Here is a 24,481-nt window from a genome sequence, read left to right on the forward strand (position 1 = left end):
CCGGCCCACCCTGCGCACGATTGCGCAGGGGATCTCCTCGGAGATGCCGACGGCCCCCTGTCTCCCCCGACCCGGGGGCCGTCGGTCTCCGGAGACCGGCCAGACGTCAGGACGACGCCGTCTGGGCATCCTCCGACCCGACCACGGTGCGCAGGGTGTCGATGTGCGCCCGGGCTTCCGACAGCTCCTCGCGCCGGATCCGCGCATCGGCGAGCAACCGTGGCCTCGTCCGGCAGTTCGGCTCTGCCGCAGCACCTTCCAGTGCGGCCACCTGACGTTCGAGCTGAGTGGCCACGGCGTCGAGATGACCGATCAGCGACTCCGCCTGATCACGCGCGATGCCCGCCGAGTGCACGTCGTCGTGTGTCATGCGAACAAACTACCCGTAATCAGGCATGCGTGACACATCAGAGGACCGCGCCATGGATGGCACCATCGAGGGTGTGGTGAACAGAGGGTGACGCGCGTCGTCGTCGTGGGGGCCGGGGTCGGAGGACTCTCCGCAGCCGTGCGCCTCGCCGCGGCCGGCCACGAGGTGACGGTCCTCGAGCACGCGGACGAACCGGGCGGCAAACTGGGCGTCATCCGTCACGGCGGCTTCGTCTTCGACACCGGCCCGTCGCTCGTGACCATCCCCGACATCCTCGAGGACCTCTTCGCGGCAACCGGGCGCCCGCTGCGCGAGGTACTCGACCTGCAACGACTGCCCGTCGCCGCCCGCTACCGCTTCCCGGACGGGACCGTTCTCGACATGCCCGGCCACCTCGCCGACATCCCCGACGCACTCGACGCCGCCCTCGGCCCGGGCCGCGGCGACCAGTGGTCGGCGTTTTTAGGCCGGGCCGAGCGGATGTGGGAGGCGTCGCGGGCGACGTTCCTCGAGAACCCGCTGACCGTCTCGGCGCTCCGCGACAACCACCCGCCGCTGCGCGACCTGCCTGCCATCGCGCCGCTGCGCACCCTGCGCGGCATCGGCCGGAAGTACCTCTCGGACCCCCGGCTGATGATGCTGCTCGATCGCTACGCCACCTACACCGGCTCCGATCCCCGTCGGGCCCCGGCCGCGCTCGCGACGGTGCCGTGGGCCGAGCAGGCCTACGGATCCTGGTACATCCGCGGTGGGCTCGGCCAGATCGCCGTCGCCCTGCAGGACCGGCTCTTCGCACTCGGCGGTCGGATCGAGTTCGGCGCGTCGGTCGGGACCATCACCGCCGAGGGCGGTCGCGCGAGCGGCGTCGCGCTCGTCGACGGCGCCCACGTCCCCGCCGACGTCGTCGTGGCCAACGCCGATGCCCGCTCGGTGTACGGACACCTGCTGCGCACACCGGCCACGAAGCGGATGGCCCGGCGGGTCCTGAAACCCACGCCGTCGTTCTCGGGCTTCGTCCTCCTCCTGGCGGTCGACGCACCGCCGGCGGGCCATCCGCACCACGAGGTGCTCTTCGCCGAGGACTACGACGCCGAGTTCGACGCGCTGTTCGGCCGACGGGGCGGCCCCCGACCCGTCGGCCGACCGACGGTGTACATCTCCGCACCCGACGACCCGGCCGTCGTCCCGGGTCCGGGCACGGGGGCGTGGTTCGTCCTGGTCAACGCACCGCGCCACGAACCCGGCCGCGGGGTCGACTGGGACACACCGGGACTCGCCGAGACCTACGCCGATCGCATCCTCGACGTCATGGCCGAGCGCGGTGTCGACGTCCGGGATCGCATCCGGTGGCGCGGCATCCTCTCCCCGGCCGACCTCGAACGACGCACCCTCACCCCCGGCGGGTCGATCTACGGGTCGTCGTCGAACGGTGCGCGGGCGGCGTTCCTCCGGCCGCAGAACGCCTCACCGGTCCCCGGGGTGTACCTCGTCGGCGGGTCGTCGCACCCGGGCGGTGGGCTGCCGCTGGTCATGCTCTCGGGGAAGATCGTCGCCGACCTCGTCGGTCGCTGAGTCAGTCAGCCCTCGTACCGGGCTTGCACACGCTTCGGCGCGCGACGACGCCACGCGTCGGTGATGAGGTCGCGGACGACGTCGGAGTCGGCGTCGGGGAGCCTCACCGCGACCGCCGAGAGCTTCTGCCCCCACAGCACCGGTGTGCACCAGTCGAACTCGGCGATCGTCTCCTCGATCTGCTCCGGTGTCAGCATGATCCGCAGCGTCTCGTCGTCGGGGCGTGTCGCGAGAACGGAGGTCCGGAACCGGAGGCTGTCCATGCCGTGATGGTCACCGACGGTGACCTCGGGGAGACGGGCCGCGTGCACGACGACGTCGTCCCACGTGGTCACCGACGCACGCCTTATTGGCCGACGGCCCTGCGGTACTCGGGTTCCTCGCGCATCATGCGGCGGTGCTGGAACGGCGGCAGGTGGTCGAACACGGGATGCTCGTCGTCGATCTCGAGGATCACCGCCCCGGGCCGGCGGAGGTGGAACGGGATCTCGTCGGCGAACGGATCGCCCACGTCGTCGAAGTCGCGGTGCCGCTGCGGCGTCCGGGTCGCACGCGACACACGACGACGACGGATCTGCTCCTCGATCCGCACCGCGCGACGCAGGAACGCCATGTACATCACCAGCAGGCCGACCGTGACGCCGGTTGCGGTCCAGGCGATCCCGCCGAGGGCGATGCCCACGCCGAGTCCGGCCAGCGACAGCACCGCCAGGATCAGGACGCTCCGTTGGCGTGCGCGGTAGCGCTTCTCGCTGCGCCGGGTGTCCGCGTCGGGGTCATAGCCACCGCGCCCGCGGCGAGCGGGCTCGACGTCGTCGACGTCCAGGTCGTCCTCGTCGTCCGCGAGGTCGTCCGCATCGCCCCGGCGGTCGTCGTCATCCGTCTCCACGAGGTCCTCGTCGGTCAGGTTCTCGTCGGTCACGTCGTCGTCGGTCTCGGCATCGGTGGCGGTGCCGGCCCCGTCGGTGTCCGCGCCGGCCGTCCGCGTCGGGGCGCCCTCCGCCCGCGGCGTCCCGAGGTGGATGGCGTCGAGATCGACGACGGGGCCGTCGGAACCGTCGTCGGCGGACGTGTCCTCGGACGCGGAGCTGTCGTCGGTCGCGGACGTGTTCTCGTCCGCGACGGCCGTCGCGGTGCGGGCGGCCACGCGTTCACGGCGTGCGTCGACGTGATCGTCGGCGTCGTTGATGAGGTCGCCCGCCTTGCGGTACTCCCGCTCGGGCGCGACCCAGTCGGCGTCGTGGGGATGACGACCGGATGCGATGCGCCGCGTCGCCCGCGACATCGCCTTGCCGCCACGGTCGATGACGCGGGTGGCCAGGGTCGCCTGGGTGGGCTTGCGCACCTCGGGCCGGCCCTTGATGAGCATCGGGACCAGGACGAACAGCCAGATCGCCACCAGACAGATCCACAGCACGGAGTTGGGCATGCGGGTGGCCTCCTCTCGGCGTCATCCCTGTGACCACATCAGTCACATCCGACTGCCGTGAAGGCTAGTGCCGCGGGGGGCTCCACCAGCGCAGACGCGCCGGGGTCAGGACCGGGAGTTTCCGGCCGGGAAGGCGGCGCGGCCGCTGCGAACGATGGTCTCCGCGGCGGTGCCGACGACCTCCTCGACGGTGAGCGCGAACAGCAGGTGGTCACGCCACCCGCGGTCGACGTCCATGTACCGCTCGAGCAGGCCCTCGCGCCGGAAGCCCACCTTGGTGAGCACGGCCTTGGACGCCTCGTTGGACGGCTGCACCGTCGCCTCGACGCGGTGGAGTCCCACCGGACCGAAACAGTGGTCCACGGCGAGTGCGACCGCGGCGGTGACGACGCCGTTGTTCGTGCGGTCGGCGTCGATCCAGTACCCCACCCACGCGTTGCGCAGCGCACCGCGCTGGATGTTGCCGACGGTCAGCTGTCCGACGAACTCGCCGTCGACCTCGATGGCCAGCGGGATCATCGTCCCCGCCTTGGCCTCTCGACGCAGCACCGAGAACAACGCGGGCCACGCGGTGACGTGGTGGCGGTCGTTCCAGTCGCCCTCGCCGGTCGGTTCCCACGGGATCAGCGTCGCCTGGTTCTTGATGCGCAACGCACTCCACTGGCGACCGTCGCGCAGCCGCACACCCCGCAGGCTCACCACACCACCGGGGGTGACCAGCGGCCCGAGCTGCGCGGGCCACCCGGGATGCGGTCCACCGCGCCTGTTCGCCGAACGCCGGAACACGACCGAACTGTAATACGCGCGCAGGCCGTTCAGCCGCGTTGCGCCAGGAACAGGACGTCGACCTCGTCGCCGGTGTGGACCTCGTCGACGTCGGACTCCACGACCACGAGACAGTTCGCCTCCGCCAGGCCGGCCAGCAGGTGCGACGACCCGCTCTCCGACGAACCGATCACCTGCACCAGGTACTCGCCGGTCTGCTCGTCGCGCATGAGTTGGCCGCGCAGGTATCCCCGACGGCCCCGCACCGAGGCGATCGGTCCGACCGTGCGGGCACGGATGACCCGGCGCATCGGCTTGCGCTTGCCCAACGCGATCCGGACGAGCGGGCGGACCATGACCTCGAACGCGACCAGCGCGCTGACGGGGTTCGACGGCAACAGGAAGGTCGGGACCTCGTCGCGGCCGAGCTGACCGAACCCCTGCACGGAGCCGGGATGCATGGCGATGCGGTCGATCTCGATGTCCCCCAGGGGCGCGAGCGCGTCACGGATGTTCTCCGACGCCGTGCCGCCGAGCGGGGCGCAGATGACCACGATCTCCGAGCGGATCAGCTGGCCCTCGACGACGTCGCGCAGCTGCGACGCCTCGCGGCTGGCGATCCCGACACGGTTGACGTCGGCGCCGGCGTCCCGCGCGGCGGCGGCCAACGAGTAGCTGTTGACGTCGAAGACCTGGCCGGGGCCGGGGGTCCGGTCGATGTCGACGAGTTCGCCGCCGACGGAGATCACCGACAGCCGGGGGCGCGGATGCACGAGCACCCGCGTCCGGCCGACCGCCGCGAGCAGCCCGACCTGCGCCGCACCGATGATGGTGCCCGCACGGACGGCGACGTCACCGGGCTGCACGTCGTCGCCGACATGCCGGACGTAGTCACCGGACTCGACCGCGTGGCCGATCTTCACCTTCGACAGGCCGCCGTCGGTCCATCGCAGCGGCAGAACCGCGTCGGCGAGGGTGGGCAGCGGGGCTCCCGTCTCGACGCGGACGGCCTGTCGCGGCTGCAGTCGCGTCGGTGTCCGCGACCCGGCGGACACCTCACCCACCACGGGCAGCACGACGACGATGTGCTCACCCGGGGAGTCGGAGTCGTCGGCGGCGATGCCCGCCTCGGCGACATCCACACTGCGGACCGCGTATCCGTCGATGGCGGCCTGGTCGAAACCGGGCAGCGGGTTCTCGGTGACGACCTCCTCGGCGCACAGCAGACCCTGCGCCTCGCTGATGGCCACCCGGACCGGGCGGGGTGCGACCGCCGCGGCGGTCACCCGCGTCAACTGGTCCTCGACCGAGCGCATCTCGCCTCCCGCCTGCTCCCCTGCCCCGGCCGTGCCGGGACCGATCGTCGGGGACTGACGTTAGCCGGTGTGGTGCGTGACCGGTGCGATCACGCGTCCTGGGCGAGCCGTTCCACCAGGTACTCGCGCAGCTCCGGGCCGATGTCGTCGCGATCGAGCGCGAAATCGACGGCGGCCTTGAGGTATCCGCCCGGGTTGCCGAGGTCGTGGCGCGTGCCGTGGTGGACCACGACGTGCACCGGGTGGCCCTCGGAGATCAGCAGGGCGATGGCGTCGGTCAGCTGCAACTCACCGCCCGCGCCGGGCTCGATGCGCCGGAGGGCGTCGAAGATGGCGCGGTCGAGGATGTAGCGGCCCGCGGCGGCGAGGTTCGACGGCGCGTCCTCCTTCGCCGGCTTCTCGACCATCCCCGTCAGCTTCATGACGTTGGGGTTGTTCGCGTCCTCGAGCGGCTCGACCTCGAACACGCCGTAGGCGCTGATCTTCTCGTGCGGCACCTCGATGGCGCACAGCACGGTGCCGCCGCGCCGGGCGCGCGTGCGCGCCATCACCTCGAGGACCCCACCGGGCAGCACCAGGTCGTCGGGCAGGAGGACGGCGATGGCGTCCTCGTCGTCGCGCAGTTCGGCCTCGACGCAGCCCACGGCGTGACCCAACCCGAGCGGCTTGTCCTGGACGACCGCGGCGACCTCCATCAGCGACGGCGCCTTGCGCACCTTCGCCAGCATCGACGCCTTGCCACGCTTCTCCAGCGTCGACTCGAGCACCAGGTCCTCGACGAAGTGCGCGACGACGCCGTCCTTGCCCGGCGACGTGACGATCAGGAGCCGCTCGGCCCCAGCCGATTTCGCCTCCTCGGCCACCAGCTCGATGCCCGGGGTGTCGACCACCGGCAGCAGCTCCTTGGGCACCGTCTTCGTCGCCGGGAGGAAGCGGGTGCCCAGTCCGGCCGCCGGGACGATCGCCGTGCGCGGGATCGGCGGAGTGTTCGGAACGCTCTCGTACTCGACGCCCTTGGGTCCCATGACCTACCTCTCACCTCACCTGTCCGTGTCGTCGGCGACCCTAGGCTCGATCCCCGACCGTCACCTGTGAACCTATCGGGTGTCCGCTGTGCGCGCGGGCCGTGCGAGCACCGCGATCCGGGAGCCGTCGACGTGCCACGACACCGCACGCACGGCACGACGTGCCCGTTCGACCGCGTCGGCGAGGGAGGCCGCGTCGGCGGCTGCCAGCCGGTCGGCGGACGCCGCGGCGAGGCGGCCGAGATGGCGCAGGGCATGCCGTTCCGCGGCGTCGTCCGAGGTCGGATCGGCCGCGGTGACGAACTCGTGCACGTCGACGACCTCCCATCCGTTCTCCCCGACCAGGCGCGCCCAGGGCCCGCTGTGCAGCGGCATGACCTCGCGTAGCCGCGTCCCGAGCGCCTCGGCGGCGCGGCGCTCGGCCGGGGCGGCCGGGTCGTCGTCGGCCAGGACCCGCATCGGCCGTGCGACCTCCACCACACAGAGCAGTGCGTCGTCGGTGGCCACGTCACGCGTCCTGCGCAGCACCGCGCCCGCGTCGCCCACGTGGTGCAGGCAGTTCGACGCGAACACGAGGCCGGCGGACCCGGCCGGGAGGGGGATCCCGTCGTCGATGTCGGCGACGACGGTGCGCACCCGATCGCCCACTCCGGCACGTTCTGCCCGTTTCCGCAGGATGCCGAACCACGTGTCCTGGGCGTCCACCGCGAGCACCCGGGAGGCGGGCAATCGTCGGGCGAGTCCGATCGCCGCGACTCCGGTGCCGGTTCCGAGGTCGATGGCGGTCGACGGCTCGCCGGCGCTATCCGCGACCCGGTCGAGCACCTCGTCCCAGTGCCGCGCGAACGCTGCGGTCTCGTCGTCGAGGCCGTCGAAGGCGCCGGTGTGGCCGTGGTGACCGTGTTCGTGTGGCATGGGACGACCCTAGGGTGTACTTCGCGAAAACGGCACATTCATGTGCTGAAACGGCACATCATGCGGTGGCTGCTGACCGTGCACCGTCGGTCGGGAGGGTCAGGCGTAGGGTCACACCCATCGGTCCTCATATCTGACAGAACCCTGTTGGCGTCGCCGGTGTCGCAACGACCACGTGGTGGTCAGTCAGGTGAACCGTGATCATCTCCGACTTCTGTGTCGTTGCCGCCCGAGGAACCGACTGATGCCCCCGGTGCTGGGGCCGACCCGCCTCCACCTCCAGGCTGATCTGACTCAGCCCATCGCGGGTGTGTGGTTCCCGTACACGTCCACCTTGAGTGACGAGCTCGCCACGTTCTCCAGCGCGATCGTCCCGACGTTGGGGTCGATCGTGGCGCTGCAGATGGACTGGCGTTCCTTCCGAGCCCGCCCGGGCCTCGACTCGGAGGGCTCACCCCCCGTACCCCCGCTGATGCGGGTGACCACGAACCGCATGACCGTCGAGCTGATGGTCATCCCCCCACGTACACCGTCCACGCTGGCGGTGGCACTGATCCGGCTCGCCGGCGGGACACCGATACCACCGGAGCTCCGACACTCGCTGCTGGTCGAGCGCGCCCGACACATCCTCGAGCGGGCATCCGCCGACGTCGAGCACCGCAACGCCACCACCGTCCCCCCGGCCCCGCCCGGAGGCTCGGGGGATCTGCCGCCGCGCGATCTGCCCACGCCGGTTCCATCAGTGGCGGAGAACACGAACTGACACCAGGCGGACGGCCGCAGGTGGGGCATGCTGCACCCATGCGCGTCTCCGACCACCTCGTGGCGAGCTACCTCCGCCACCCGACGCATGGGCCCCTTCCGGCGATCCTGCTTGCGCTCACCGTCACGACCGGCGTGGTGGACGCCGTGAGCATCCTCGGCCTGGGCCGGGTCTTCGTGGCCAACATGACGGGCAACGTGGTGTTCATCGGGTTCGCCCTCGCCGGCGCTCCCGGGTTCTCGTTGTGGGGGTCGGTGGTCGCGTTGGCCGCATTTCTCGGCGGGGCGATGCTCGGTGGACGTGCGGTCGCCCGGTGGGGCGGTCACCGAGGGCGCCTGATCCGCGACGCGGTTGCCGTCATGGTCGTCGTGTCGATCGGTGCGCTCGTCGCCGCGCCGTGGGTGTCGGTGTTCGCGGTGTCGCTCGTCGTCCTCGCGCTCCTCGCGGTGGGGCTCGGCGTCCAGAACGCCGTCGTGCGGTTCCTCGCCGTGCCCGACCTGACGACCACGGTCCTCACGATGACCCTCACCGGTATCGGCGCCGACCTGCGGAAGCGGGACGTCGCGACGGTCGTCCGCCGGATGAGCGCCGTCGTCGCGATGCTGGTGGGAGCGGCCGTGGGCGCCTCCCTGGTCCTGTCGGCAGGACTGACGGCCGGTCTGACGACGGTGCTCGTCCTGTCGGTGCTCACCCTCGTACCGGCGGTCGTCGGCGCACGGTCGACCGCCGTGTGGACCTGCTCGTCGAGAGCGGGCTGAGCTCTGCTGACAGTGCCATCGACGGATGGCAGGATGCTGGGATGCGCACCACGCCGGCCGCCCTGGGGCCACGCAAGACCCCGTTCCATCGGTGGCTGTTCCGGCCCGCGCGGTTCCGCGTGCTGGTGAGCCTGTACCCGCCTCTGCTGGGTGCGGGGGTGCGCGTCTCGCGCATCGCCGAGGACTGGACGTCGGGCACGGTGAGCCTGCGCGTCTACCCCTGGACGGCCAACCTCCACGGTGCGGCGTTCGGCGGTGCGCTCTTCAGTGCCACCGACATCCTCTACGGGATGATGCTCGCGGCCCAGCTCGGCCGACGGTTCGAGGTCTGGACCAAGGCGGCGCAGATCGAGTTCCACGCCCCCGGCCGCGGGCGACTCCACCTCGACGTCTCCCTGACCCACGACGAGGCCGACCGGATCCGCCGGGACACCGAACGCGACGGGTCGTCGGACGTCATCCATCGCGTCGCGATCGTCGACGCCGCCGGGGTGACCGTCGCCGAGGCGACGCACACGATGCGGGTCCGCACGCGGGGAGAACGATCGCCCGAGGCCTGAACGACGATCACTCGACGCCGTGTCGGTGGCGCAGGATCCCCCCGATCGCGTAGTCGACGTAGGTCTCGACGAGCGCGTCGATGTCGTGGTCGTCGCGAAGCCACCAGCTGACGCCGTTCATGAGATCGAGGACGGCGATGGCCGCACGCGTCGGGTCGGCCACCACGAAGTCCCCGGACCGCACACCGGCAGCGATCACGTCACGAACGCGTCGCTGGTAGTAGCGGCGATAGTCGAGGATGCGCTCGCGGTGGTCCTGCGAGAGGGCGGCCAGCTCGCGCAGGCTCACCAGGTGTTCGACGCGGTTGGCGGCGAGGAATCGCAGGTGCACCTCGACGAGCGTCGACAGGCGGTCTGCCGGCGTGCCGGCCTCGTCGAGCACGAGCATGTGCTCCTCGACCGGGACCTTGGTCATTCTCAGTGCGATGGCGTAGAGGATGTCCTCCTTCGACCCGAAGTGGTTGTAGAGGCTGGCACCCTTGATGCCCACCGAGTCCGCGATGCCGCGCATCCCCGCCGCGTGGTACCCGACCTCGGCGAAGTACTCGGCGGCCGCGGAGACGATCTCGTCCCGGCGGTTCCGCGGACGTCCCAGCGGCGTGACACCCTCGGAGTCAGCCGCCAGGTCAGGCCGGGGCGCCACGTCGTCGGAGTTCACGCTTGAGGATCTTGCCCTGCGCGTCGACGGGGACCGCGTCGACGAGGTGGACACGCTTGGGCACCTTGTACGAGGCGAGCGTGGTCCGGCAGTGATCGCGCAGCTCCTCCGCGGTGACGTCGCTCCCCTCGACGGGGATCACGAACGCGGTCACGGCCTCCACCCAGTAGTCGTCCGGGAGACCGACCACCGCGGCGCGTGCGACACCCGGATGAGACTGGAGCGACCGCTCGACCTCCTGCGACGACACGTTGTAGCCGCCGGTCTTGATCATGTCCTTGATGCGGTCGAGGAAGAACAGGTTGCCCTCGTCGTCGCGGCGGACCCGGTCCCCGGTGTGTACCCAGCCGCCCGCCATCACGGCCTGCGTCTTTTCCGGCGCGTCCAGGTAGCCGATCATCACCGATGGAGTGCGACAGAGGAGTTCGCCGGTGTCGGAGTCGTGGCCGTCCTCGTCGACCACCCGGATCTCGAGGTGTCCGACCGGCTTGCCGATCCATGTCGGGTCGTTGCCGGGGACGTCCTCGAGGCGGCTGAACCACCCGACGGAGCCGAGCTGCGCGAGTTCGGACTGCCCCCAATAGGTCCCCCAGACCGACCCATGGGCCGCGTCGGCCCAGGCGTCGACGGTCCGCGGCGACACCTGGCCGCCGTAGGTCAGGCACCGCTGGACCGTGCCGACGGTCGCCGTCCCGAAGTCGGGGTGATCGGCGAGGGCGAGATAGAAGGTGGGCGTCTGGGCGAGGACGGTGACACCCTCGTCGCGGATCACCCGCAGGGCGTCGGCAGGCGCGACGCTCGACGGGAAGACCAGGGTCGCGCCCAGCAGCAGAAGGGATGTGGCCGAACCGATCCCGGCGATGGTGTGCAACGGCATGACGAAGAGCCACACGTCGTCGTCGCGGCACCGCAGCCCCCACGTGTAGGCCGGTGCGGTGGAGATCAGGTAGTGGCGGTGCGTGAGCATCACACCCTTCGGCGCCGCCTCGGTCCCGCTCGTGTAGACGATCATCGCGAGGTCGTGTTCGTCGACGACGCAGTCGGGTTCGGTCCCCGGCATGGTCGCGACGAGCCCGTCGAAGCCGCGCGGACCGTCTCCACCGAGGACGACGATCTGCGGCCGATGCGGCGCTCCGGCGATCGCCGCGTCGACGGTCGGTTCGAGCTCCGCCGCGACGACGACGACCGACGGCCGCAGATGGTCGAGCTGTTGGGCGACCTCGTCGCGCCCGAACAGCGCGTTGATGCCCGAGAAGGACGCGCCCACCTTGAGCAGGCCGTAGTACACGACGATCGACTCGACCCGGTTGCGCGACATGACGGCGACGCGGTCGCGGCGACCCACGCTCATCGAGAGGAACAGGTGCGCAGCCTGATTCGCGCGGCGGTCCAACTCGGCGTAGGTGGTCACCGCTCGGGTCCCGGCGGCGTCGTAGGTGACGATCGCCGGGCGCGCACCGCGGGTCTGCGCGTGTCGACGCAACTGGTCACCGAGTGTGGCCCGCCGCATCAGGGTCTCCTGGGCCGCGGTGAGGACCGGGCGGTCGGAGACCTCGGGTGGGGCGGTCACGCGAACATGGGGTTGTCGAAACGGTCGAGGAACGCGACGTCGGCCACCTCGGCACGGGTCAGCTTCGTGGGGAAGCCCTTGGCGGGGTACCCGACGGCGACGTGCGCGGCGGTGATCACGTCGTCGGGGATGTTCAGCAGCTCCTTCACGGCCGGCTCCTCGGCGCAGAGCAGGGTCGTCACCGCGGACGCGACGCCCTGGTCGCGCAGCGCGAGGGTCAGGTTCTGGACCACGGGGTAGATCGACGCGCCACCGACCACGCTGAGCCGACCGAGTTCGTGATCGGTCGGGTGCAGGCCCGCCATCTCCGCACAGACGACGACCAGCACCGGGACCTCGGCGAGGTGGTTGGCGAAGTAGTTCGCGCTCTCCACCGTCCGGTCGATGGCACCGACAGCCTTCTGCCCCTCCTTGATCGCCGCGTAGTAGGCGTTCCAGTACGGCATGTAGAGCTCGGCGAGACGGGCCTTGGTCGCGTCGTCGCGCACGACGATCCACCGGACCGGCTGCCGGTTGCCGCCCTGCGGGCCGAACCGGGCGTGGTCGAACGCCTGACGAAGCACCTCGTCGGTCACCAGCTCGTCGCTGAAGTACCGGCAGGTACCCGTCGTCCGCATCGCCTCCACCAGTTCCACTGGATTCACCCTCCTGATCGGGAAACTACCCACTGTTAGTGAGATCCAGGTCATAGTTGCACCGCGAGGCGGCGGCGTCAACGGTTCTGGACCGCCGAATCCGCTCAGCCCTTCCCGCCTTCGCTAACTACTGTTAGTTTCGAGTCATGACCGCGATGACCGACGGTGACCACGCCCGTCTCGACCGTGCGATCGCGTCGGGAAGCATCCCGACGATGCTCGCGGTGCTCGTCGAGTACACGGGTGATCACCGTTGGCTGAGCGCCCGGTTCCGCCCGACGCGCAGTCGCGGGATGGACGAGAACGCCTCCGGCGGGCTCCCGGAGGACGTGCAGGACGAGATCCGTGCCGCGTTCGCCGACGCCGTCCGCGACTGGTGGAGGACGGGGCGTCCACGCCGCCGTGACCTCGGCGACGACGAGGTCGGGACCATCCTGTCGTTCACGACCGGGGAGAGCGTCCCACCCGACGTCGCGTCGATGATGGCCGAGATCGTGACCGGACCGCAGCCCGTGCCCACGGCCCCGGTCGTCACCACGGACCTCCGCGCGATCGTGATCGGCGCCGGCGTCGCGGGGATGCTGATCTCGGTCGCACTGGACCGCCTCGGCATCGATCACGTCATCCTCGAGAAGAACGAGGAGGTCGGCGGATCCTGGTGGGAGAACCGGTATCCCGGCGCCGGCGTCGACACCCCGAGCCACCTCTACTCCATCTCCGGGTTCGACCACGACTGGTCGACCTTCTTCGGCAAGCGCGACGAGGTGGAGGGGTACCTGCAGGCATACGCCGACGCGCACGACATCCGCCGACGCGTCCGGTTCGGCACCGAGGTGACACGTGCGGCGTTCGACGAGGCCGCCCAGGTGTGGCGGGTGACCGCCGTCGACGAACGCGGCGAGCCCGTCGACCTCGACGCCCCGATCCTCATCAGCGCCGTCGGGCTGCTGAACCGGCCGAAGGTGCCCGACCTGCCCGGCATCGACGACTTCGGCGGCCGGGTCTTCCACTCCGCCCGCTGGCCCGAGGACCTGGACGCGCCCGACTCGCTGCGGGACAGGTCGGTCGGCATCATCGGTGCGGGTGCCAGCGCCATGCAGATCGGCCCCGCCATCGTCGACCGCGTGGGCTCGCTCACCGTCTTCCAACGGTCGCCGCAGTGGATCGCGCCGAACGCCGACTACTTCCGGCCGGTCTCCGAGGACGTCCACTGGCTGATGGACTCGGTCCCCGGGTACCGCGCGTGGTACCGCGCGCACCTGTCCTGGATCTTCAACGACAAGGTGCACCCGTCGCTCCAGGTCGACCCGGAGTGGCCGGAGGATCGGCTGTCGATCAACGAGACCAACCACGGCCACCGTGGCTTCTACGAGCGGTACCTGCGCGACCAGCTCGGCGACCGCACCGACCTGATCGAGGCGTCCCTGCCCGACTATCCGCCCTTCGGCAAGCGGATGCTGTTGGACAACGGCTGGTACGCGATGCTGCGCGAGCCGCACGTCGAGCTCGTCACGCGCGGGGTCCGCTCGTTCACCGCGGACGGCGTCGTCGACACCGACGGTGTCGAGCACCCGCTCGACGTCGCCGTCCTCGCCACCGGGTTCCACAGCACCCGGATGCTGTACCCGATGGAGATCGTCGGGCGCTCCGGCCGATCCACCCGCGAGGTCTGGGGCGACGACGACGCGCGGGCGTATCTCGGGATCACCGTCCCCGACTTCCCGAACCTGTTCGTCCTCACCGGTCCGAACACCGCGCTCGGCCACGGTGGCAGCTTCATCACCATCCTCGAGTGCCAGGTCCGCTACATCGTCGACGCACTGCACCGCATGCAGACCGAGGGCATCGCCGTGCTCGAGTGTCGATCGGAGGTCTGCGACCGCTACAACGCGGAGGTCGACGCCCGTCACGCCCGCATGGTGTGGACGCACCCGGCGATGCAGAACTGGTACCGCAACGACGACGGTCGTGTGGTCGCCGTGTTGCCCTGGCGCATCACCGATTACTGGTCCATGACGCACCAGGTCGACCTGGACGACTTCGACGTCGAACCTCCCCGCGCGAGCGCCGAGCCCGCCGGGGCAGCCGGTCACCGGACCGCGTCGTGACACCGCCACCGCCGGATCGAGGTCCGCTGCACGGGGTCCGCGTGATCGAGATGGAGGGGATCGGGCCCCTGCTGCACGCCGGGATGATGCTGGCCGACCTCGGCGCCGACATCGTCCGCGTCTCGCGACCCCGACGGGGAGGGCGATCGGACGACGGCGTGTCCGACGCCGACGCCGCGATGCTGCGCGGCCGCGTCGAGGTCACGGTGGATCTCGCCGATCCCGCAGGCGCGGAACGGCTCCGGGATCTGGTGTCGCGCGCCGACATCCTGGTCGAGGGCTTCCGCCCGGGCACGATGGAGAGGCGCGGATTCGGACCCGAGCAGTGCGCCCGCGTGAACCCTCGGTTGGTCTACGGACGCATGACCGGCTGGGGCCAGTCCGGCCCGCTCGCCCACACCGCAGGCCACGACCTGAACTACCTCGCCGAATCAGGTGCGCTGCACCCGATCGGTCCCCGCGACACGGCACCGACGCCTCCGCTCAACTACGTCGCGAACTTCGGAGGTGGCTCGATGTTCCTCGTCGTCGGGCTCCTCGCCGCTCTCCACGACCGGAGTCGCACCGGTCTCGGGCAGGTCGTCGACGCGGCGATGATCGACGGCGCGAGTTCGCTCACCAGCCTCGTGCGGTCGTGGCGGCATGCCGGCCGGTGGTCCGACGTGCGCGGGACCAACCTCCTCGACGGGTCCGCGCCGTTCTACCGCGCCTACACCTGCCGTGACGGACGGTTCGTGGCCGTCGGCGCTCTGGAGGACGTCTTCTACGACGAGTTCGTCCGCGGCCTCGGCCTCGACCCCGCCGACCTCCCCGACCGATGGGACCGCGCGCGGTGGCCCCGTCTCACCGAGCGGTTCGTCGAGATCATCGCGAGGCGCGACCGCGACGAGTGGGTGGAGGCGTTCCGCGGACGCGACGCGTGCCTGTCGCCCGTCCTGACCCTCGACGAGGCGACCGCGACCGAGCACGCCCGGCATCGCCAGGCGTTCACCACATCGGGTCCGGTGACCATGCCGGCGCCCGCACCCCGATTGACCCGATCCGGTGCCGTCGCGGCGCCGCGAACCCACGACGACGCGGACGCGGTCATCGGCCGCTGGGCGTGAGGACGCGCCGGCAAGTCCGCACCCCTCCGGTCGGACGGCATCATGGGGTCGTGAGCGATCCCGCTGCCGCGAAGAAGGCGCTGCGCGCCGATCTGATCCGCCGACGCGACGCCCTGTCCGACGGCGACCGCGCGCAGGTGAGTGCCGCACTCGCCCGGCACCTGGGTGACGCCCCCGTGGCGATCGGCCCCGACAGCACCGTGTGCGCGTACGTCTCCATCGGCACCGAACCGCCCACCGGGCCGTTGCTCGCCGCCATCGCCGAGACCGGTGCGCGGGTACTGCTGCCGATCAGCCTGCCCGGGACCCCGTCTCCGCTGGAGTGGGCGGTCGCCGACGGACCGGATGCGCTCGCACCGGGACGTTTCGGCCTGCTCGAGCCGACGGGCGAGCGGCTCGGACCGGACGCGGTGAGCAGGGCCGACCTCGTGTTCGTGCCCGCGCTCGCCGTCGACACCCGCGGAGTGCGGCTCGGGCGGGGCGCGGGCTTCTACGACCGGTCGTTGGTCGGTGCCCGAGGGGCGCTGATCGCCGTCGTGCACGACGACGAGGTGCTCCCCCACGTCCCCGGCGACGCACACGACATCCCGATGACCTGGGCTCTCACCCCGACCGGCGGGTTCCGAAGTCTCGGCGGGTGACCGCCACGCGCATCGTTGGCACTCGCGTCGGTCGAGTGCCAGTCGGCGCGCTAGACTGTCCACGGTCCCGGGTCCGGGACCCAGGTTCTTCCCTCCCGGAGGTGAGTCGGTGCCGACCTACTCGTATGCGTGCACGGAGTGCGACAACAAGTTCGACATCGTGCAGTCCTTCAGTGACGACTCGCTGACGGAGTGCCCGCGCTGCGGCGGACGCCTCCGCAAGCTGTTCAACTCGGTCGGCATCGTGTTCAAGGGCAGCGGCTTCTACCGCACCGACAGCCGCTCGGGATCGACCGTGGGCAGCAGCGATTCCGGCTCCGACTCGTCGTCGAGTTCGGATTCGTCGTCCTCGAAGGACAGCTCCTCGAGCAGCAGCTCGTCGTCCTCGACCTCGAAGGACAGCTCGTCCTCGAGCAGCAGCACGTCGAGTTCGTCGTCGAGCAGCACGCCGGCCAAGGCCTCCTGACCGCGGTCCGTCCCCAGATCGGCCTGCTCCCCCAACTCGGTCGTCCCCTGTCGCGCAGCGGTCCGTCGGCGTCCACCGTGCGTCATACGGTTCGCCCATGCCGCGACCCCCTGCCCGCGACCTCCGGCTCGACCCGACGCTCGTCGACCGGATCCGTGGCGCACTCCGCCCCGGATGGGCACGATCGTTGGCCGTCCGACGGATCGCGGCGGTCGTCCTCGTCGGCGTCGCCCTCACCTCGGCACTCATCGCCCACCGGGGAACCCGCCTCGCGACGGTGATGGTGGCGGCCCGCGATCTCACCCCGGGTACCGAGCTCGTCGCCGAGGATCTACGCGCCGCCGACGTCGACCCCGCCCTCGTCCCTCCGGGTGCACTCCGGATGACCCGGGACGGGGTGGGCCGCACGGTCACCGGGCCCGTCCACGACGGGGAGATGCTCACCGACTGGAGACTGCTCTCCCCGCGACTACCCGCACTCCTCGCCGACGACGACGGGGCGCGCCTGGTCCCGGTGCGGCTGGCCGACGACGCCGTCGTCGATCTGCTGCGCACCGGCGACGTCGTCGACGTCCTCACCGAATCCGACGACACGACCGCCGACGTCTCCGCGAGGCAGCCGGCCCGCCACGGCGGCACGGTGCTGGTCCGCGGCGCCGTCGTCGCCGTGGTCCCACCGCCGCGGACCACACGGGACACCCGCGCGCCGGTGGTCATGCTCGCGATGCCCGAACGGGACGCCCACGCGGTCGCCGGCACCGCACTTGCCGCGCCGGTGACGGTCGTCTTCCACTGAGCGCACCGGCGACCTCAGCGGTCGGGACGCTCCGACGCCTCGTTCAGCAGGGCCGCGACGTCGCGCTGCCGGAATCGACGGTGGCCGCCCGGGGTCGTGATGCAGGGCAGTTCGCCGGCGTCAGCCCACCGAGACACCGTTTTCGGCCGGACGTTGAAGATCGCGGCGACGTCACCCGGGGTCAGCGTGTGCTCGGTGGCGAACTCCGGGGTGATCGCCGCCCCACGGCCGACCTGCTCGTCGCCCCCCGACGTCGATGCGTCGTCGGGGTTGGGCTGCGTCGGCGATGTCTGATCCATTCGGGCCCTCGTCTCGCTGCGGATCTCAGGTCGGTGTGCCGTCGAGGTGGCCCCAGCGTTGCTGGGCGGCCTCGACGGTCAGGCCCGTGGCCGGGCCGATGTCCGCCAGCACGTACCCCATGAGCAGACACTCGCGGACACACGCGACGATGGCCGGTTCGTCCCCGGGGTGGTCTCGCACCGTGGCGACGAGCGACGGCATCGGATCACCCGTCGGAGGCACCGCTCCGTGACTCACCACGGACGGATTCTCACCGATCCGACCTGAAGGGACGCTGAGAGCTACCGCGAGAGGTGGACGAACTCCGTTCCACTCCTCACCAAGATGGGCAGAGCGGCCCGAAAGCCCTCGGCGGTACCACCGTCGGGCTTGTTCATGTGGCACAGCACGATCGCCCCGGAAGGCGCTGTGAGGAGTTGCTGCGCGACCTGACGGGGCTCGAGTGTCGCGCCGGCGTCGCCGTTGACGGCGTAGCCGGCGATCCACAGACCCATCCCGCCGACGATCGCCACCGCCGGGCCGTCGTAGTGGGCCGTGCCCGTGCGGAACCACCCTGGAGACCGCCCGAACTCCGTGGTCATGAAGGCCTGGTTGTCTGCCACCTCGCGGGCGGCATCGGAGGGTGATCGGGTCCCCGCGATGCCGTACGCGCTGCGGCCGCTCACCGACAGCGGGACGTGCCGGGTCCCGTGATTGCCGAGGGCGAAGAGGGGATCCGCTGCCAGCGTGTGAGCGAGTTCGAGGTTGGCCGCGATCCACCGCCGGTTCAGGAAGAGCGTCGCGGGGACCTGGTAACGGAGCAGCACGTCGAGCAGCTCGACATCGACATCGTTGCCCCTCGGCCCACCACAGGCATCGAAGGTCAATGCCAGCGTCGGGCGTCCACCGGTGGGCACGGTCTGCACGATGCCCGGCAGGTCGGTTCCGAATGCTCCGGGCGACGCCGTGGCTCGGGCTCCCGTCACCGCCGACATCGCGATGCCGGCCGCAGCGGTGAACACCGCGCGCCGCGTCATGTCGATCGCCACCTCGAGAGTCCCCGTCCTCGGTCCGTCGGCGATCGCTCCCGTCCTGACCGCCGGCGCGAAGATAGGGGGCCCAGTCGACGGAACGGTGAACGCTCGATGACAGCCGTTGCCAGGCACCTCACAGCATCATCAGACTGATTCGGTGATGGTGAGCGACTCGCTGCTCCTCGTGCTGTGGGTCATGGTGGCCGCGCTCGCCGTGATCCACTCGCCCCGCGACCGGCCCGGCATCGTGTGGTGCCGACACTGCGCCGACCGCCCCGTGTCAGGGCCACGCGGCCTCTGTGCCGTCTGCGGCGCTCGACCGATGCCAATCGGCGACAACGGGATCGAGGAACTCGGCTTCTGACCACGAGCCTTGGTGTTGCCGAGGGCGGGGGCGGAGGTGTCTCAGTCCGGGGCGCCCGGAGGAAGGGAGTTCACGAACTTCGCCACCTGACAGCCGGCGGCGGTGTCGCTCACGGCGTGCGCGCGGTCGGGGTGTCGCCGGTCGGGGTCTGTTCGAAGGCGTAGTAGAGCGCGAGCCCCCCGATGGCCACCAGGATGAGAGGCGGCCAGATGAGCCCGACGACGGTGGCCGCGGGATACGCCAGGGTGCCGAGACCGAAGCGCCGGATCGCCCGCCTTCCCACAGCGGCATCGACCGGCTCGACGAGCAGATCGTGCCGGACCATTCGGGCGAACATCGCCGTGAAGCCCACGGCCATACCGATGTTGCTGAGGCCGTAGAGCAGCACCGCCCACCGAGCGTCGGCGTCCGACGCTCCGACGTGCTCGGCCAGGGTGGCGGTGGTGAACGGCATCGTCGTGACGAACAGCAGGAGGAAGAGGTTCTGGAACAGCAGCACCCGGTCCACACGCGCGATGCGTGACAGCAGACTGTGGTGGTTGATCCAGATGACACCGATGACGAGGAAGCTCACCACGTAGGCGGCGTACGACGGCCAGTGCTCGGCGAGCTGGTGCGGGATCGAACCGTCGGCGGCGTCGAGATGGAGATCGAGCACCAGCAGCGTGATCGCCACCGCGAGCACCCCGTCACTGAACGCCTCGAGCCGACCCTTGTCCATCGGTCACCGTGTGTCTCTGCGCAGGAGCGCATCGCCCTGCTCGTACCGCGTTAACACCCGTTCGGCCGTGCTGTCGACGGTGACGTGGATACCCGTTCTCCACATCGTCGCCTCCATCCACGGTGCAGGTCTGTCATCTCGTGCTGCCGATTGACTCTAGTCCGGTTCGAACTCGGTGACGATCGCTCAGCGGAAGAGGTCGGCCCGGGACCGCCATGAGCAGGCCGGTCCGAGAATCTCTGCGATCAACGGTGTTTCGATCGCATGTCGACACGGTCGGCCCGATTCGTTTCCGCTCCACAGCGGGACCACTCGCCCGAATCGTTCGACCCCTGAGTCGTTTCTCAGCCGGTCCCAGCATTCTCACAGTGCGTCCTCGGCACCCTCGAGCCTGTCCGAAGGGCTCGGGCACAGTGAGGAGGAACCGATGATGAGGAGAATGCGAACGAGGTCGGCTGTCGCCGCGGTGGCGATCGGCGCTGCAGCGCTGACCGGTGCCGGGTTCGGCATCGCGAGTGCGATGACCCCTACACCGCCGCCGGCGTCCGTGCAGCACCAGGCACCGCAGAGCGCCGTGGACAAGCCCGGGGCCGGCGACACCCCGGACGCGCCCGGGGCGGTCGACAAGCCCGAGGCCGGCGACACCCCGGACGCACCCCGGGCGGTCGACAAGCCCGAGGCCGGCGACACCCCGGACGCGCCCGGCCAGAACTGACCGTCGGCGACGCCATCCGGCGGTGCCCGCACCGGGCATCGCCGGATGCTGTATTCGTTGACCATCACGAGGAGGCGGCCGTGCGGATCCTGGTCATCGACGACGACGCGAACGGCGCGGAGACCGTCCGCAGGACTCTGGTCGCCGAGGGCTGGGTCGTCGATGTCGTCGACAACGGCGACGACGGACTGCTCCAGGGCCTCCACGGGCGATACCAGGCCATCGTGTGCGACATCATGATGCCCGGGTTGAACGGCTACGAGGTGGTGCGCCGGCTGCGGTCGGAGCAGGTGTGGACCCCGGTGCTCATGTTGACGGCCAAAGACGGGGATTACGACGAGATCGACGCGTTCGACCTCGGCGCCGACGACTACCTGACCAAGCCGTTCTCGGTGGAGGTGCTCGTCGCCCGTCTCCGAGCGGTGATACGGAGAGCGGGACCCGGTCGAGCAGCTGTTCTCACCGCCGGATCGCTCACCCTCGACCCTGCCGCTCACGTCGTGCGCCGCCGCGGCTCCGAGATCTCGCTGACTCCCAAGGAGTTCGGGGTTCTCGAGTTCCTCCTGCAGAACGCGGGAGTGGCCGTCACGAAGGCCGAGATCCTGCAGGCTGTGTGGGACAGCAACTTCGACGGGGACCTGAACGTGGTGGAGGTGTACATCGGCTATCTCCGCAAGCGGGTGGACCGGCCGTTCGGATGTGCGTCCATCGAGACGGTGCGCGGTGTCGGATACCGGCTAGTCGCGGTCGACTGAGGCCTCGTCGACGTCGTCGCACTCGGCGGGGATGCTCATCGTCACGGACGCTCCGCCGATCCTGGCGACGCCGATGGTGACCGCTCCGCCGTGCGCACGGACGATCTCGTCGACGATGGCGAGTCCGAGCCCGGTGCCGCCACTGCTGCGACGACGGTCGGGGTCGAGGCGGACGAACCTGTCGAGGACACGCTGTCGGTCGTCGTGAGGGATACCGTCGCCGTCGTCGTCGATGGTGATCGTGCATGATCGCGACCCTGCGTCGGACCGCAGCCCGATCTCGATCGCCGAGTGCGCATGTCGCAAGGCGTTGTCGGCGACGTTGCGTACTGCCCGAACCAGCTTGTCGCGGTCGCCGGAGACCTGGACGGCGTCGATGTGGACGACCACCGACACGGTCCCCAGTCGCCGTAGCCGCGCGGCCTCGTCCGCGACGATGTCGTCCACGTCGACGACGCTGCGTCGCAGCGGGATCCCGCGCTCGTCGGCGCGTGCGAGTATCAGCAGGTCGTCGACCATCATCTGCAGGCGAATCGCCTCGGGGTGGAGGATGCTGTCGATCGTCGCGTAATTGATCGATTCCCCCCGTGTGCGCGCAAGGTCCAGCAGGCCCACCAGCGTGACGAGCGGGCTACGGAGTTCGTGGGAGGCGTCACCGACGAATCTCAACTGCGCCTCGTTGGCCGTCTGCAGCCGCTGCAGCATCGCGTTCATCGTCCCCGCCAGCCGGTCCACCTCGTCCCCGGTGTGCGGCTCGGACACTCGCTTGCTGAGGTCACTGCTGGTGATCACGGCCACCTCCGAACGGATGCGTTCCACCGGCCGCAGCGTCCGCCCGACGAAGAACCAGGTGGCGGCAGCCAGCAGGACGAGAACGAGGGGGAACACCGACGCGAACAGAATCGCCACGGTCAGGACGACCTCGGTGATCGGTCCTTCTGCGGCGGCGACGGCGACCGTCACGGTCCCGCGAGAGGTCGCCACACCGACTGCTGTCGCCCGGTATTCGGTGGGATCGTCTCCGATGGTGGCTCCATCCAGCGTGGCTCGGGACCCGGCTCTCAGGGGTCTCGTGATCGGCGTGGTGCGGTCACCCGGCGTCGCCGCCACGACCCGACCGCCGGCCTCGATGATCTGGATGGCGTCGATGTCCTTGGACGTCGTCAGCGACGAGGCGTCGAGTCCCGCGATGGATTCGGTTCGAAGCGTTGCGGCGAGTTCACCGGCCCGCGTGGAGGTGGCGGCGTCGGCGGAGTTCAGCAGCGACTGGTGCAACACCAGCAGCATGAGTCCGCCCGCGCAGGCCAGCGCGACGGCAGACAAGAGGGTCGCGAGGATCGTCAGCCGCGCGCGCACACCCGTCGTCGATCTCCGCAGGAATGCCCGCGATGATCGCGCGATGTCCATCATCCCGCGAGCCTAGGCACTGGCTGTTCACGCATCCACGATCGCACTTCAGCGTTCTCTCAGGCACTTACAGCGTCGCCTCAGCAACGCTTGGGCACTGTTGCGCGGGTGAACCCCGGCAGCACCCGTGACACCCCATCCCGACATGTCGTCTCGACGCTCGCACTCGCGGCGGTGTGGCTCCTGGGCCTGGTCATCACCGCGCACCACAACCCGGTCGCCGCGATCGACACGTCAGTGTGGGAGTGGTGGGCGGGGCATCGATCACCGGGGACCACCGCCGTCGTCTCCGCTCTCACGGTCATGTTCAGCCCGGTGTGGATCGGCATCTGGACAGTCATCGCAGCTGGATTCCTGGCCGTCGTGGACAGATCCGTGCTGCGCGCGGCCCAGGTGATGGCGACTGTCGTCGCGGTCGGCGCGGTGTGCGAGATCGTCAAGCTCGCGGTGGGCCGGGCACGGCCACCCGTCGCGTCTCAGATCGGCGGCCCGGAACTGTCGCTGTCCTTCCCGTCGGGCCATGTGTCCGGGACAGCCGCGCTCGCGATCGGGTTCGCCGTGGTGGTCACCGCACGATCGACGCGAGCCAGGCGCGTCGCGGCGATCGCGATCGCACTCGCCGTGACCGTGGTCGCCGCGGTCACCCGGCTCTACCTGGAGCTGCACTGGCTCACCGACGTTGTCGCGGCGATGGTCCTCGCGGGCGCGCTCGCCGCGATCGTCCCCACCGTCGTGACCGCCGCACTCTCCCGGCTCGGCACCCATGTGCCGGAACGGATCCACCCGTACGTCGACCCTTCCCGAACCCGGGAGCCCACCACCGAGGAGGAGTCCGCCCGATGGACCGTGACGCAGTGACCCATGAGAGCCCGCACACGGTGCGATACGCGATGAGCAAGGTCCCCGAGGTGACCGTCTACTTCTGGGTGATCAAGATCCTCGCCACCACCGTGGGTGAGACCGCGGCGGACTACCTGAACGGAACACTGGGGTTCGGTCTGACGAACACGACGGTCGTGGCCGTCGTACTCCTCGTCGTTAGTCTGGTCGGGCAGTTCGCGGTTCCCCGATACATCCCGGCGGTGTACTGGTGGATCGTCGTGCTGGTCAGCGTGACAGGCACTCTCATCACCGACAATCTCACCGACACTCTGGGCGTGCCGCTGACGGTGACCACCACCGTCTTCGCCTGCGCCCTGGTCGTCGTGTTCGCACTCTGGTGGGCGGCGGAGCGCACCCTGTCGATCCACTCGATCCGCACACGCCGGCGTGAGGCGTTCTACTGGCTCGCGATCCTGGTGACCTTCGCGCTGGGCACCGCTGCAGGAGACCTGATCGCCGAGCGCCTGGCACTCGGATACGGCTGGTCGCTGGTGCTGTTCGCCGCCGTGATCGCTGCGATCGCCGGCGCGCACTACGGGTTGCGGATGAATGCGGTCGTGGCCTTCTGGGCCGCGTATGTCGTCACCCGTCCCCTCGGGGCGTCCATGGGCGACCTGCTGACCCAACCCTCTGATGCCGGCGGCCTGGGCCTCGGCACCACGGCTGTGAACACGGTTTTCTTCGCCGTCATCATCGCGCTCGTCGCCTATCTCAGCGTGACGCGCGTGGACCGACTCGAACAGCGGACGACCACGTCGGCGGTCCGGGCATGATCTCCGTTCGGCCGACGGGGCCGGGCGGACATCCTTCTGTCCCGCGATGGCTGCTCGGCGTCGCCGCCGCCTACGCTGCCATCGCGACGACGGCGGTC

29 protein-coding genes are annotated in these 24,481 nt (G+C 70.3%); 14 read left to right on the forward strand and 15 right to left on the reverse strand.

Annotated elements, in window-relative coordinates; genetic code table 11:
• Window positions 1-106: 106 nt before the first annotated feature.
• Window positions 107-370 carry a hypothetical protein gene (locus tag LX12_RS08745; protein ID WP_253654148.1) on the reverse strand — a complete coding sequence of 88 codons (264 nt, stop codon included), beginning with the start codon at window positions 368-370 and terminating at the stop codon, window positions 107-109.
• 87 nt (window positions 371-457) lie between these two features.
• Between LX12_RS08745 and LX12_RS08750 the strand changes: the two genes are divergently transcribed.
• Window positions 458-1,942 (forward strand): phytoene desaturase family protein, encoded by a 1,485-nt coding sequence (locus tag LX12_RS08750; RefSeq protein ID WP_253654149.1) that lies wholly within the window; start codon window positions 458-460, stop codon window positions 1,940-1,942.
• A gap of 5 nt (window positions 1,943-1,947) precedes the next feature.
• Here the strand turns inward: LX12_RS08750 and LX12_RS08755 are convergent, their stop codons facing one another.
• From LX12_RS08755 to LX12_RS08780, 6 genes are all read right to left on the reverse strand, one after another.
• On the reverse strand, window positions 1,948-2,277 hold the full coding sequence (locus LX12_RS08755) for an MmcQ/YjbR family DNA-binding protein (protein ID WP_253654150.1): 330 nt from the start codon (window positions 2,275-2,277) through the stop codon (window positions 1,948-1,950).
• 11 nt (window positions 2,278-2,288) lie between these two features.
• Window positions 2,289-3,371 carry a divisome protein SepX/GlpR gene (sepX, locus tag LX12_RS08760; protein ID WP_253654151.1) on the reverse strand — a complete coding sequence of 361 codons (1,083 nt, stop codon included), beginning with the start codon at window positions 3,369-3,371 and terminating at the stop codon, window positions 2,289-2,291.
• A gap of 105 nt (window positions 3,372-3,476) precedes the next feature.
• Window positions 3,477-4,157 carry a GNAT family N-acetyltransferase gene (locus LX12_RS08765; protein ID WP_253654152.1) on the reverse strand — a complete coding sequence of 227 codons (681 nt, stop codon included), beginning with the start codon at window positions 4,155-4,157 and terminating at the stop codon, window positions 3,477-3,479.
• 29 nt (window positions 4,158-4,186) lie between these two features.
• On the reverse strand, window positions 4,187-5,452 hold the full coding sequence (gene glp / locus LX12_RS08770; RefSeq protein WP_253654153.1) for a molybdotransferase-like divisome protein Glp: 1,266 nt from the start codon (window positions 5,450-5,452) through the stop codon (window positions 4,187-4,189).
• 89 nt (window positions 5,453-5,541) lie between these two features.
• On the reverse strand, window positions 5,542-6,477 hold the full coding sequence (locus LX12_RS08775) for a UTP--glucose-1-phosphate uridylyltransferase (protein ID WP_253654154.1): 936 nt from the start codon (window positions 6,475-6,477) through the stop codon (window positions 5,542-5,544).
• A 72-nt stretch (window positions 6,478-6,549) separates the two neighbouring features.
• Complete coding sequence (locus LX12_RS08780; protein WP_253654155.1) at window positions 6,550-7,392, reverse strand: class I SAM-dependent methyltransferase; 843 nt, start codon at window positions 7,390-7,392, stop codon at window positions 6,550-6,552.
• A 244-nt stretch (window positions 7,393-7,636) separates the two neighbouring features.
• On the opposite strand from LX12_RS08780, the gene LX12_RS08785 reads away from it, so the two are divergent.
• Genes LX12_RS08785 through LX12_RS08795 form a run of 3 tightly spaced genes read left to right on the forward strand, consistent with a single transcriptional unit; the run spans window position 7,637 to window position 9,473 of the window.
• On the forward strand, window positions 7,637-8,155 hold the full coding sequence (locus LX12_RS08785) for a DUF5994 family protein (protein WP_253654156.1): 519 nt from the start codon (window positions 7,637-7,639) through the stop codon (window positions 8,153-8,155).
• A gap of 38 nt (window positions 8,156-8,193) precedes the next feature.
• Complete coding sequence (locus LX12_RS08790; RefSeq protein ID WP_253654157.1) at window positions 8,194-8,913, forward strand: YoaK family protein; 720 nt, start codon at window positions 8,194-8,196, stop codon at window positions 8,911-8,913.
• A 41-nt stretch (window positions 8,914-8,954) separates the two neighbouring features.
• Window positions 8,955-9,473: a DUF4442 domain-containing protein gene (locus tag LX12_RS08795; RefSeq protein ID WP_253654158.1), complete on the forward strand. Its 519-nt coding sequence runs from the start codon at window positions 8,955-8,957 to the stop codon at window positions 9,471-9,473.
• Window positions 9,474-9,480: 7 nt separating this feature from the next.
• Here LX12_RS08795 and LX12_RS08800 read toward each other — a convergent pair whose 3' ends face one another.
• The 3 genes from LX12_RS08800 to LX12_RS08810 are packed head-to-tail and all read right to left on the reverse strand — an operon-like array spanning window position 9,481 to window position 12,336.
• Window positions 9,481-10,098, reverse strand: coding sequence for a TetR/AcrR family transcriptional regulator (locus LX12_RS08800; protein ID WP_253654583.1), 618 nt, complete (start codon window positions 10,096-10,098; stop codon window positions 9,481-9,483).
• A gap of 1 nt (window position 10,099) precedes the next feature.
• Window positions 10,100-11,701, reverse strand: coding sequence for a class I adenylate-forming enzyme family protein (locus LX12_RS08805; RefSeq protein WP_372504969.1), 1,602 nt, complete (start codon window positions 11,699-11,701; stop codon window positions 10,100-10,102).
• Window positions 11,698-12,336: a nitroreductase family protein gene (locus LX12_RS08810; RefSeq protein ID WP_253654159.1), complete on the reverse strand. Its 639-nt coding sequence runs from the start codon at window positions 12,334-12,336 to the stop codon at window positions 11,698-11,700. Before LX12_RS08810 ends, LX12_RS08805 begins: the two co-directional genes overlap by 4 nt.
• 146 nt (window positions 12,337-12,482) lie before the next feature.
• Here LX12_RS08810 and LX12_RS08815 point away from each other — a divergent pair, with 146 nt between their 5' ends.
• The 5 genes from LX12_RS08815 to LX12_RS08835 all read left to right on the forward strand — a co-directional run bounded on the left by LX12_RS08815 (window position 12,483) and on the right by LX12_RS08835 (window position 17,453).
• Entirely contained in the window at window positions 12,483-14,444 is a 1,962-nt protein-coding gene (locus LX12_RS08815) for a flavin-containing monooxygenase (protein ID WP_253654160.1), read from the forward strand.
• A gap of 50 nt (window positions 14,445-14,494) precedes the next feature.
• Entirely contained in the window at window positions 14,495-15,550 is a 1,056-nt protein-coding gene (locus LX12_RS08820) for a CaiB/BaiF CoA transferase family protein (RefSeq protein WP_253654585.1), read from the forward strand.
• Window positions 15,551-15,600: 50 nt separating this feature from the next.
• Window positions 15,601-16,191, forward strand: coding sequence for a 5-formyltetrahydrofolate cyclo-ligase (locus LX12_RS08825; protein ID WP_253654161.1), 591 nt, complete (start codon window positions 15,601-15,603; stop codon window positions 16,189-16,191).
• 109 nt (window positions 16,192-16,300) lie between these two features.
• Entirely contained in the window at window positions 16,301-16,657 is a 357-nt protein-coding gene (locus LX12_RS08830; protein WP_253654162.1) for an FmdB family zinc ribbon protein, read from the forward strand.
• A 97-nt stretch (window positions 16,658-16,754) separates the two neighbouring features.
• Complete coding sequence (locus LX12_RS08835; RefSeq protein WP_253654163.1) at window positions 16,755-17,453, forward strand: SAF domain-containing protein; 699 nt, start codon at window positions 16,755-16,757, stop codon at window positions 17,451-17,453.
• A 14-nt stretch (window positions 17,454-17,467) separates the two neighbouring features.
• Here the strand turns inward: LX12_RS08835 and LX12_RS08840 are convergent, their stop codons facing one another.
• The 3 genes from LX12_RS08840 to LX12_RS08850 all read right to left on the reverse strand — a co-directional run bounded on the left by LX12_RS08840 (window position 17,468) and on the right by LX12_RS08850 (window position 18,781).
• Window positions 17,468-17,752 carry a BldC family transcriptional regulator gene (locus LX12_RS08840; RefSeq protein WP_253654164.1) on the reverse strand — a complete coding sequence of 95 codons (285 nt, stop codon included), beginning with the start codon at window positions 17,750-17,752 and terminating at the stop codon, window positions 17,468-17,470.
• A gap of 25 nt (window positions 17,753-17,777) precedes the next feature.
• Window positions 17,778-17,954: a hypothetical protein gene (locus LX12_RS08845; RefSeq protein WP_253654165.1), complete on the reverse strand. Its 177-nt coding sequence runs from the start codon at window positions 17,952-17,954 to the stop codon at window positions 17,778-17,780.
• Window positions 17,955-18,034: 80 nt separating this feature from the next.
• Window positions 18,035-18,781 (reverse strand): polysaccharide deacetylase family protein, encoded by a 747-nt coding sequence (locus LX12_RS08850; RefSeq protein WP_253654166.1) that lies wholly within the window; start codon window positions 18,779-18,781, stop codon window positions 18,035-18,037.
• Between the two features lie 142 nt (window positions 18,782-18,923).
• On the opposite strand from LX12_RS08850, the gene LX12_RS08855 reads away from it, so the two are divergent.
• On the forward strand, window positions 18,924-19,130 hold the full coding sequence (locus tag LX12_RS08855) for a hypothetical protein (protein WP_253654167.1): 207 nt from the start codon (window positions 18,924-18,926) through the stop codon (window positions 19,128-19,130).
• 109 nt (window positions 19,131-19,239) lie between these two features.
• Here the strand turns inward: LX12_RS08855 and LX12_RS08860 are convergent, their stop codons facing one another.
• Window positions 19,240-19,851 carry a TMEM175 family protein gene (locus LX12_RS08860; protein ID WP_253654168.1) on the reverse strand — a complete coding sequence of 204 codons (612 nt, stop codon included), beginning with the start codon at window positions 19,849-19,851 and terminating at the stop codon, window positions 19,240-19,242.
• A 439-nt stretch (window positions 19,852-20,290) separates the two neighbouring features.
• Here LX12_RS08860 and LX12_RS08865 point away from each other — a divergent pair, with 439 nt between their 5' ends.
• Window positions 20,291-20,566 (forward strand): hypothetical protein, encoded by a 276-nt coding sequence (locus tag LX12_RS08865; protein WP_253654169.1) that lies wholly within the window; start codon window positions 20,291-20,293, stop codon window positions 20,564-20,566.
• 80 nt (window positions 20,567-20,646) lie between these two features.
• Window positions 20,647-21,321: a response regulator transcription factor gene (locus LX12_RS08870; RefSeq protein WP_253654170.1), complete on the forward strand. Its 675-nt coding sequence runs from the start codon at window positions 20,647-20,649 to the stop codon at window positions 21,319-21,321.
• Here the strand turns inward: LX12_RS08870 and LX12_RS08875 are convergent.
• Entirely contained in the window at window positions 21,304-22,731 is a 1,428-nt protein-coding gene (locus LX12_RS08875; RefSeq protein ID WP_253654171.1) for an ATP-binding protein, read from the reverse strand. The two genes, LX12_RS08870 and LX12_RS08875, sit on opposite strands and share 18 nt — an antisense overlap.
• A gap of 105 nt (window positions 22,732-22,836) precedes the next feature.
• On the opposite strand from LX12_RS08875, the gene LX12_RS22205 reads away from it, so the two are divergent.
• Window positions 22,837-23,586, forward strand: coding sequence for a phosphatase PAP2 family protein (locus tag LX12_RS22205; protein ID WP_253654172.1), 750 nt, complete (start codon window positions 22,837-22,839; stop codon window positions 23,584-23,586).
• Complete coding sequence (locus LX12_RS08885; protein ID WP_253654173.1) at window positions 23,568-24,383, forward strand: COG4705 family protein; 816 nt, start codon at window positions 23,568-23,570, stop codon at window positions 24,381-24,383. Before LX12_RS22205 ends, LX12_RS08885 begins: the two co-directional genes overlap by 19 nt.
• The last annotated feature ends 98 nt before the right edge of the window (window positions 24,384-24,481 follow it).

The organism is Williamsia serinedens, assembly GCF_024171725.1.
GTDB lineage: Bacteria > Actinomycetota > Actinomycetes > Mycobacteriales > Mycobacteriaceae > Williamsia_A > Williamsia_A serinedens.

Coding starts and splice junctions, on each gene's coding strand:
- LX12_RS08745 (WP_253654148.1), bottom strand. CDS start 370: ATGACACACGACGACGTGCACTCGGCGGGCATCGCGCGTGATCAGGCG.
- sepX (WP_253654151.1), bottom strand. CDS start 3,371: ATGCCCAACTCCGTGCTGTGGATCTGTCTGGTGGCGATCTGGCTGTTC.
- glp (WP_253654153.1), bottom strand. CDS start 5,452: ATGCGCTCGGTCGAGGACCAGTTGACGCGGGTGACCGCCGCGGCGGTC.
- LX12_RS08775 (WP_253654154.1), bottom strand. CDS start 6,477: ATGGGACCCAAGGGCGTCGAGTACGAGAGCGTTCCGAACACTCCGCCG.
- LX12_RS08780 (WP_253654155.1), bottom strand. CDS start 7,392: ATGCCACACGAACACGGTCACCACGGCCACACCGGCGCCTTCGACGGC.
- LX12_RS08785 (WP_253654156.1), top strand. CDS start 7,637: ATGCCCCCGGTGCTGGGGCCGACCCGCCTCCACCTCCAGGCTGATCTG.
- LX12_RS08790 (WP_253654157.1), top strand. CDS start 8,194: ATGCGCGTCTCCGACCACCTCGTGGCGAGCTACCTCCGCCACCCGACG.
- LX12_RS08795 (WP_253654158.1), top strand. CDS start 8,955: ATGCGCACCACGCCGGCCGCCCTGGGGCCACGCAAGACCCCGTTCCAT.
- LX12_RS08815 (WP_253654160.1), top strand. CDS start 12,483: ATGACCGCGATGACCGACGGTGACCACGCCCGTCTCGACCGTGCGATC.
- LX12_RS08820 (WP_253654585.1), top strand. CDS start 14,495: ATGGAGGGGATCGGGCCCCTGCTGCACGCCGGGATGATGCTGGCCGAC.
- LX12_RS08835 (WP_253654163.1), top strand. CDS start 16,755: ATGCCGCGACCCCCTGCCCGCGACCTCCGGCTCGACCCGACGCTCGTC.
- LX12_RS08840 (WP_253654164.1), bottom strand. CDS start 17,752: ATGGATCAGACATCGCCGACGCAGCCCAACCCCGACGACGCATCGACG.
- LX12_RS08845 (WP_253654165.1), bottom strand. CDS start 17,954: ATGCCGTCGCTCGTCGCCACGGTGCGAGACCACCCCGGGGACGAACCG.
- LX12_RS08860 (WP_253654168.1), bottom strand. CDS start 19,851: ATGGACAAGGGTCGGCTCGAGGCGTTCAGTGACGGGGTGCTCGCGGTG.
- LX12_RS08865 (WP_253654169.1), top strand. CDS start 20,291: ATGCGAACGAGGTCGGCTGTCGCCGCGGTGGCGATCGGCGCTGCAGCG.
- LX12_RS08875 (WP_253654171.1), bottom strand. CDS start 22,731: ATGATGGACATCGCGCGATCATCGCGGGCATTCCTGCGGAGATCGACG.
- LX12_RS08885 (WP_253654173.1), top strand. CDS start 23,568: ATGGACCGTGACGCAGTGACCCATGAGAGCCCGCACACGGTGCGATAC.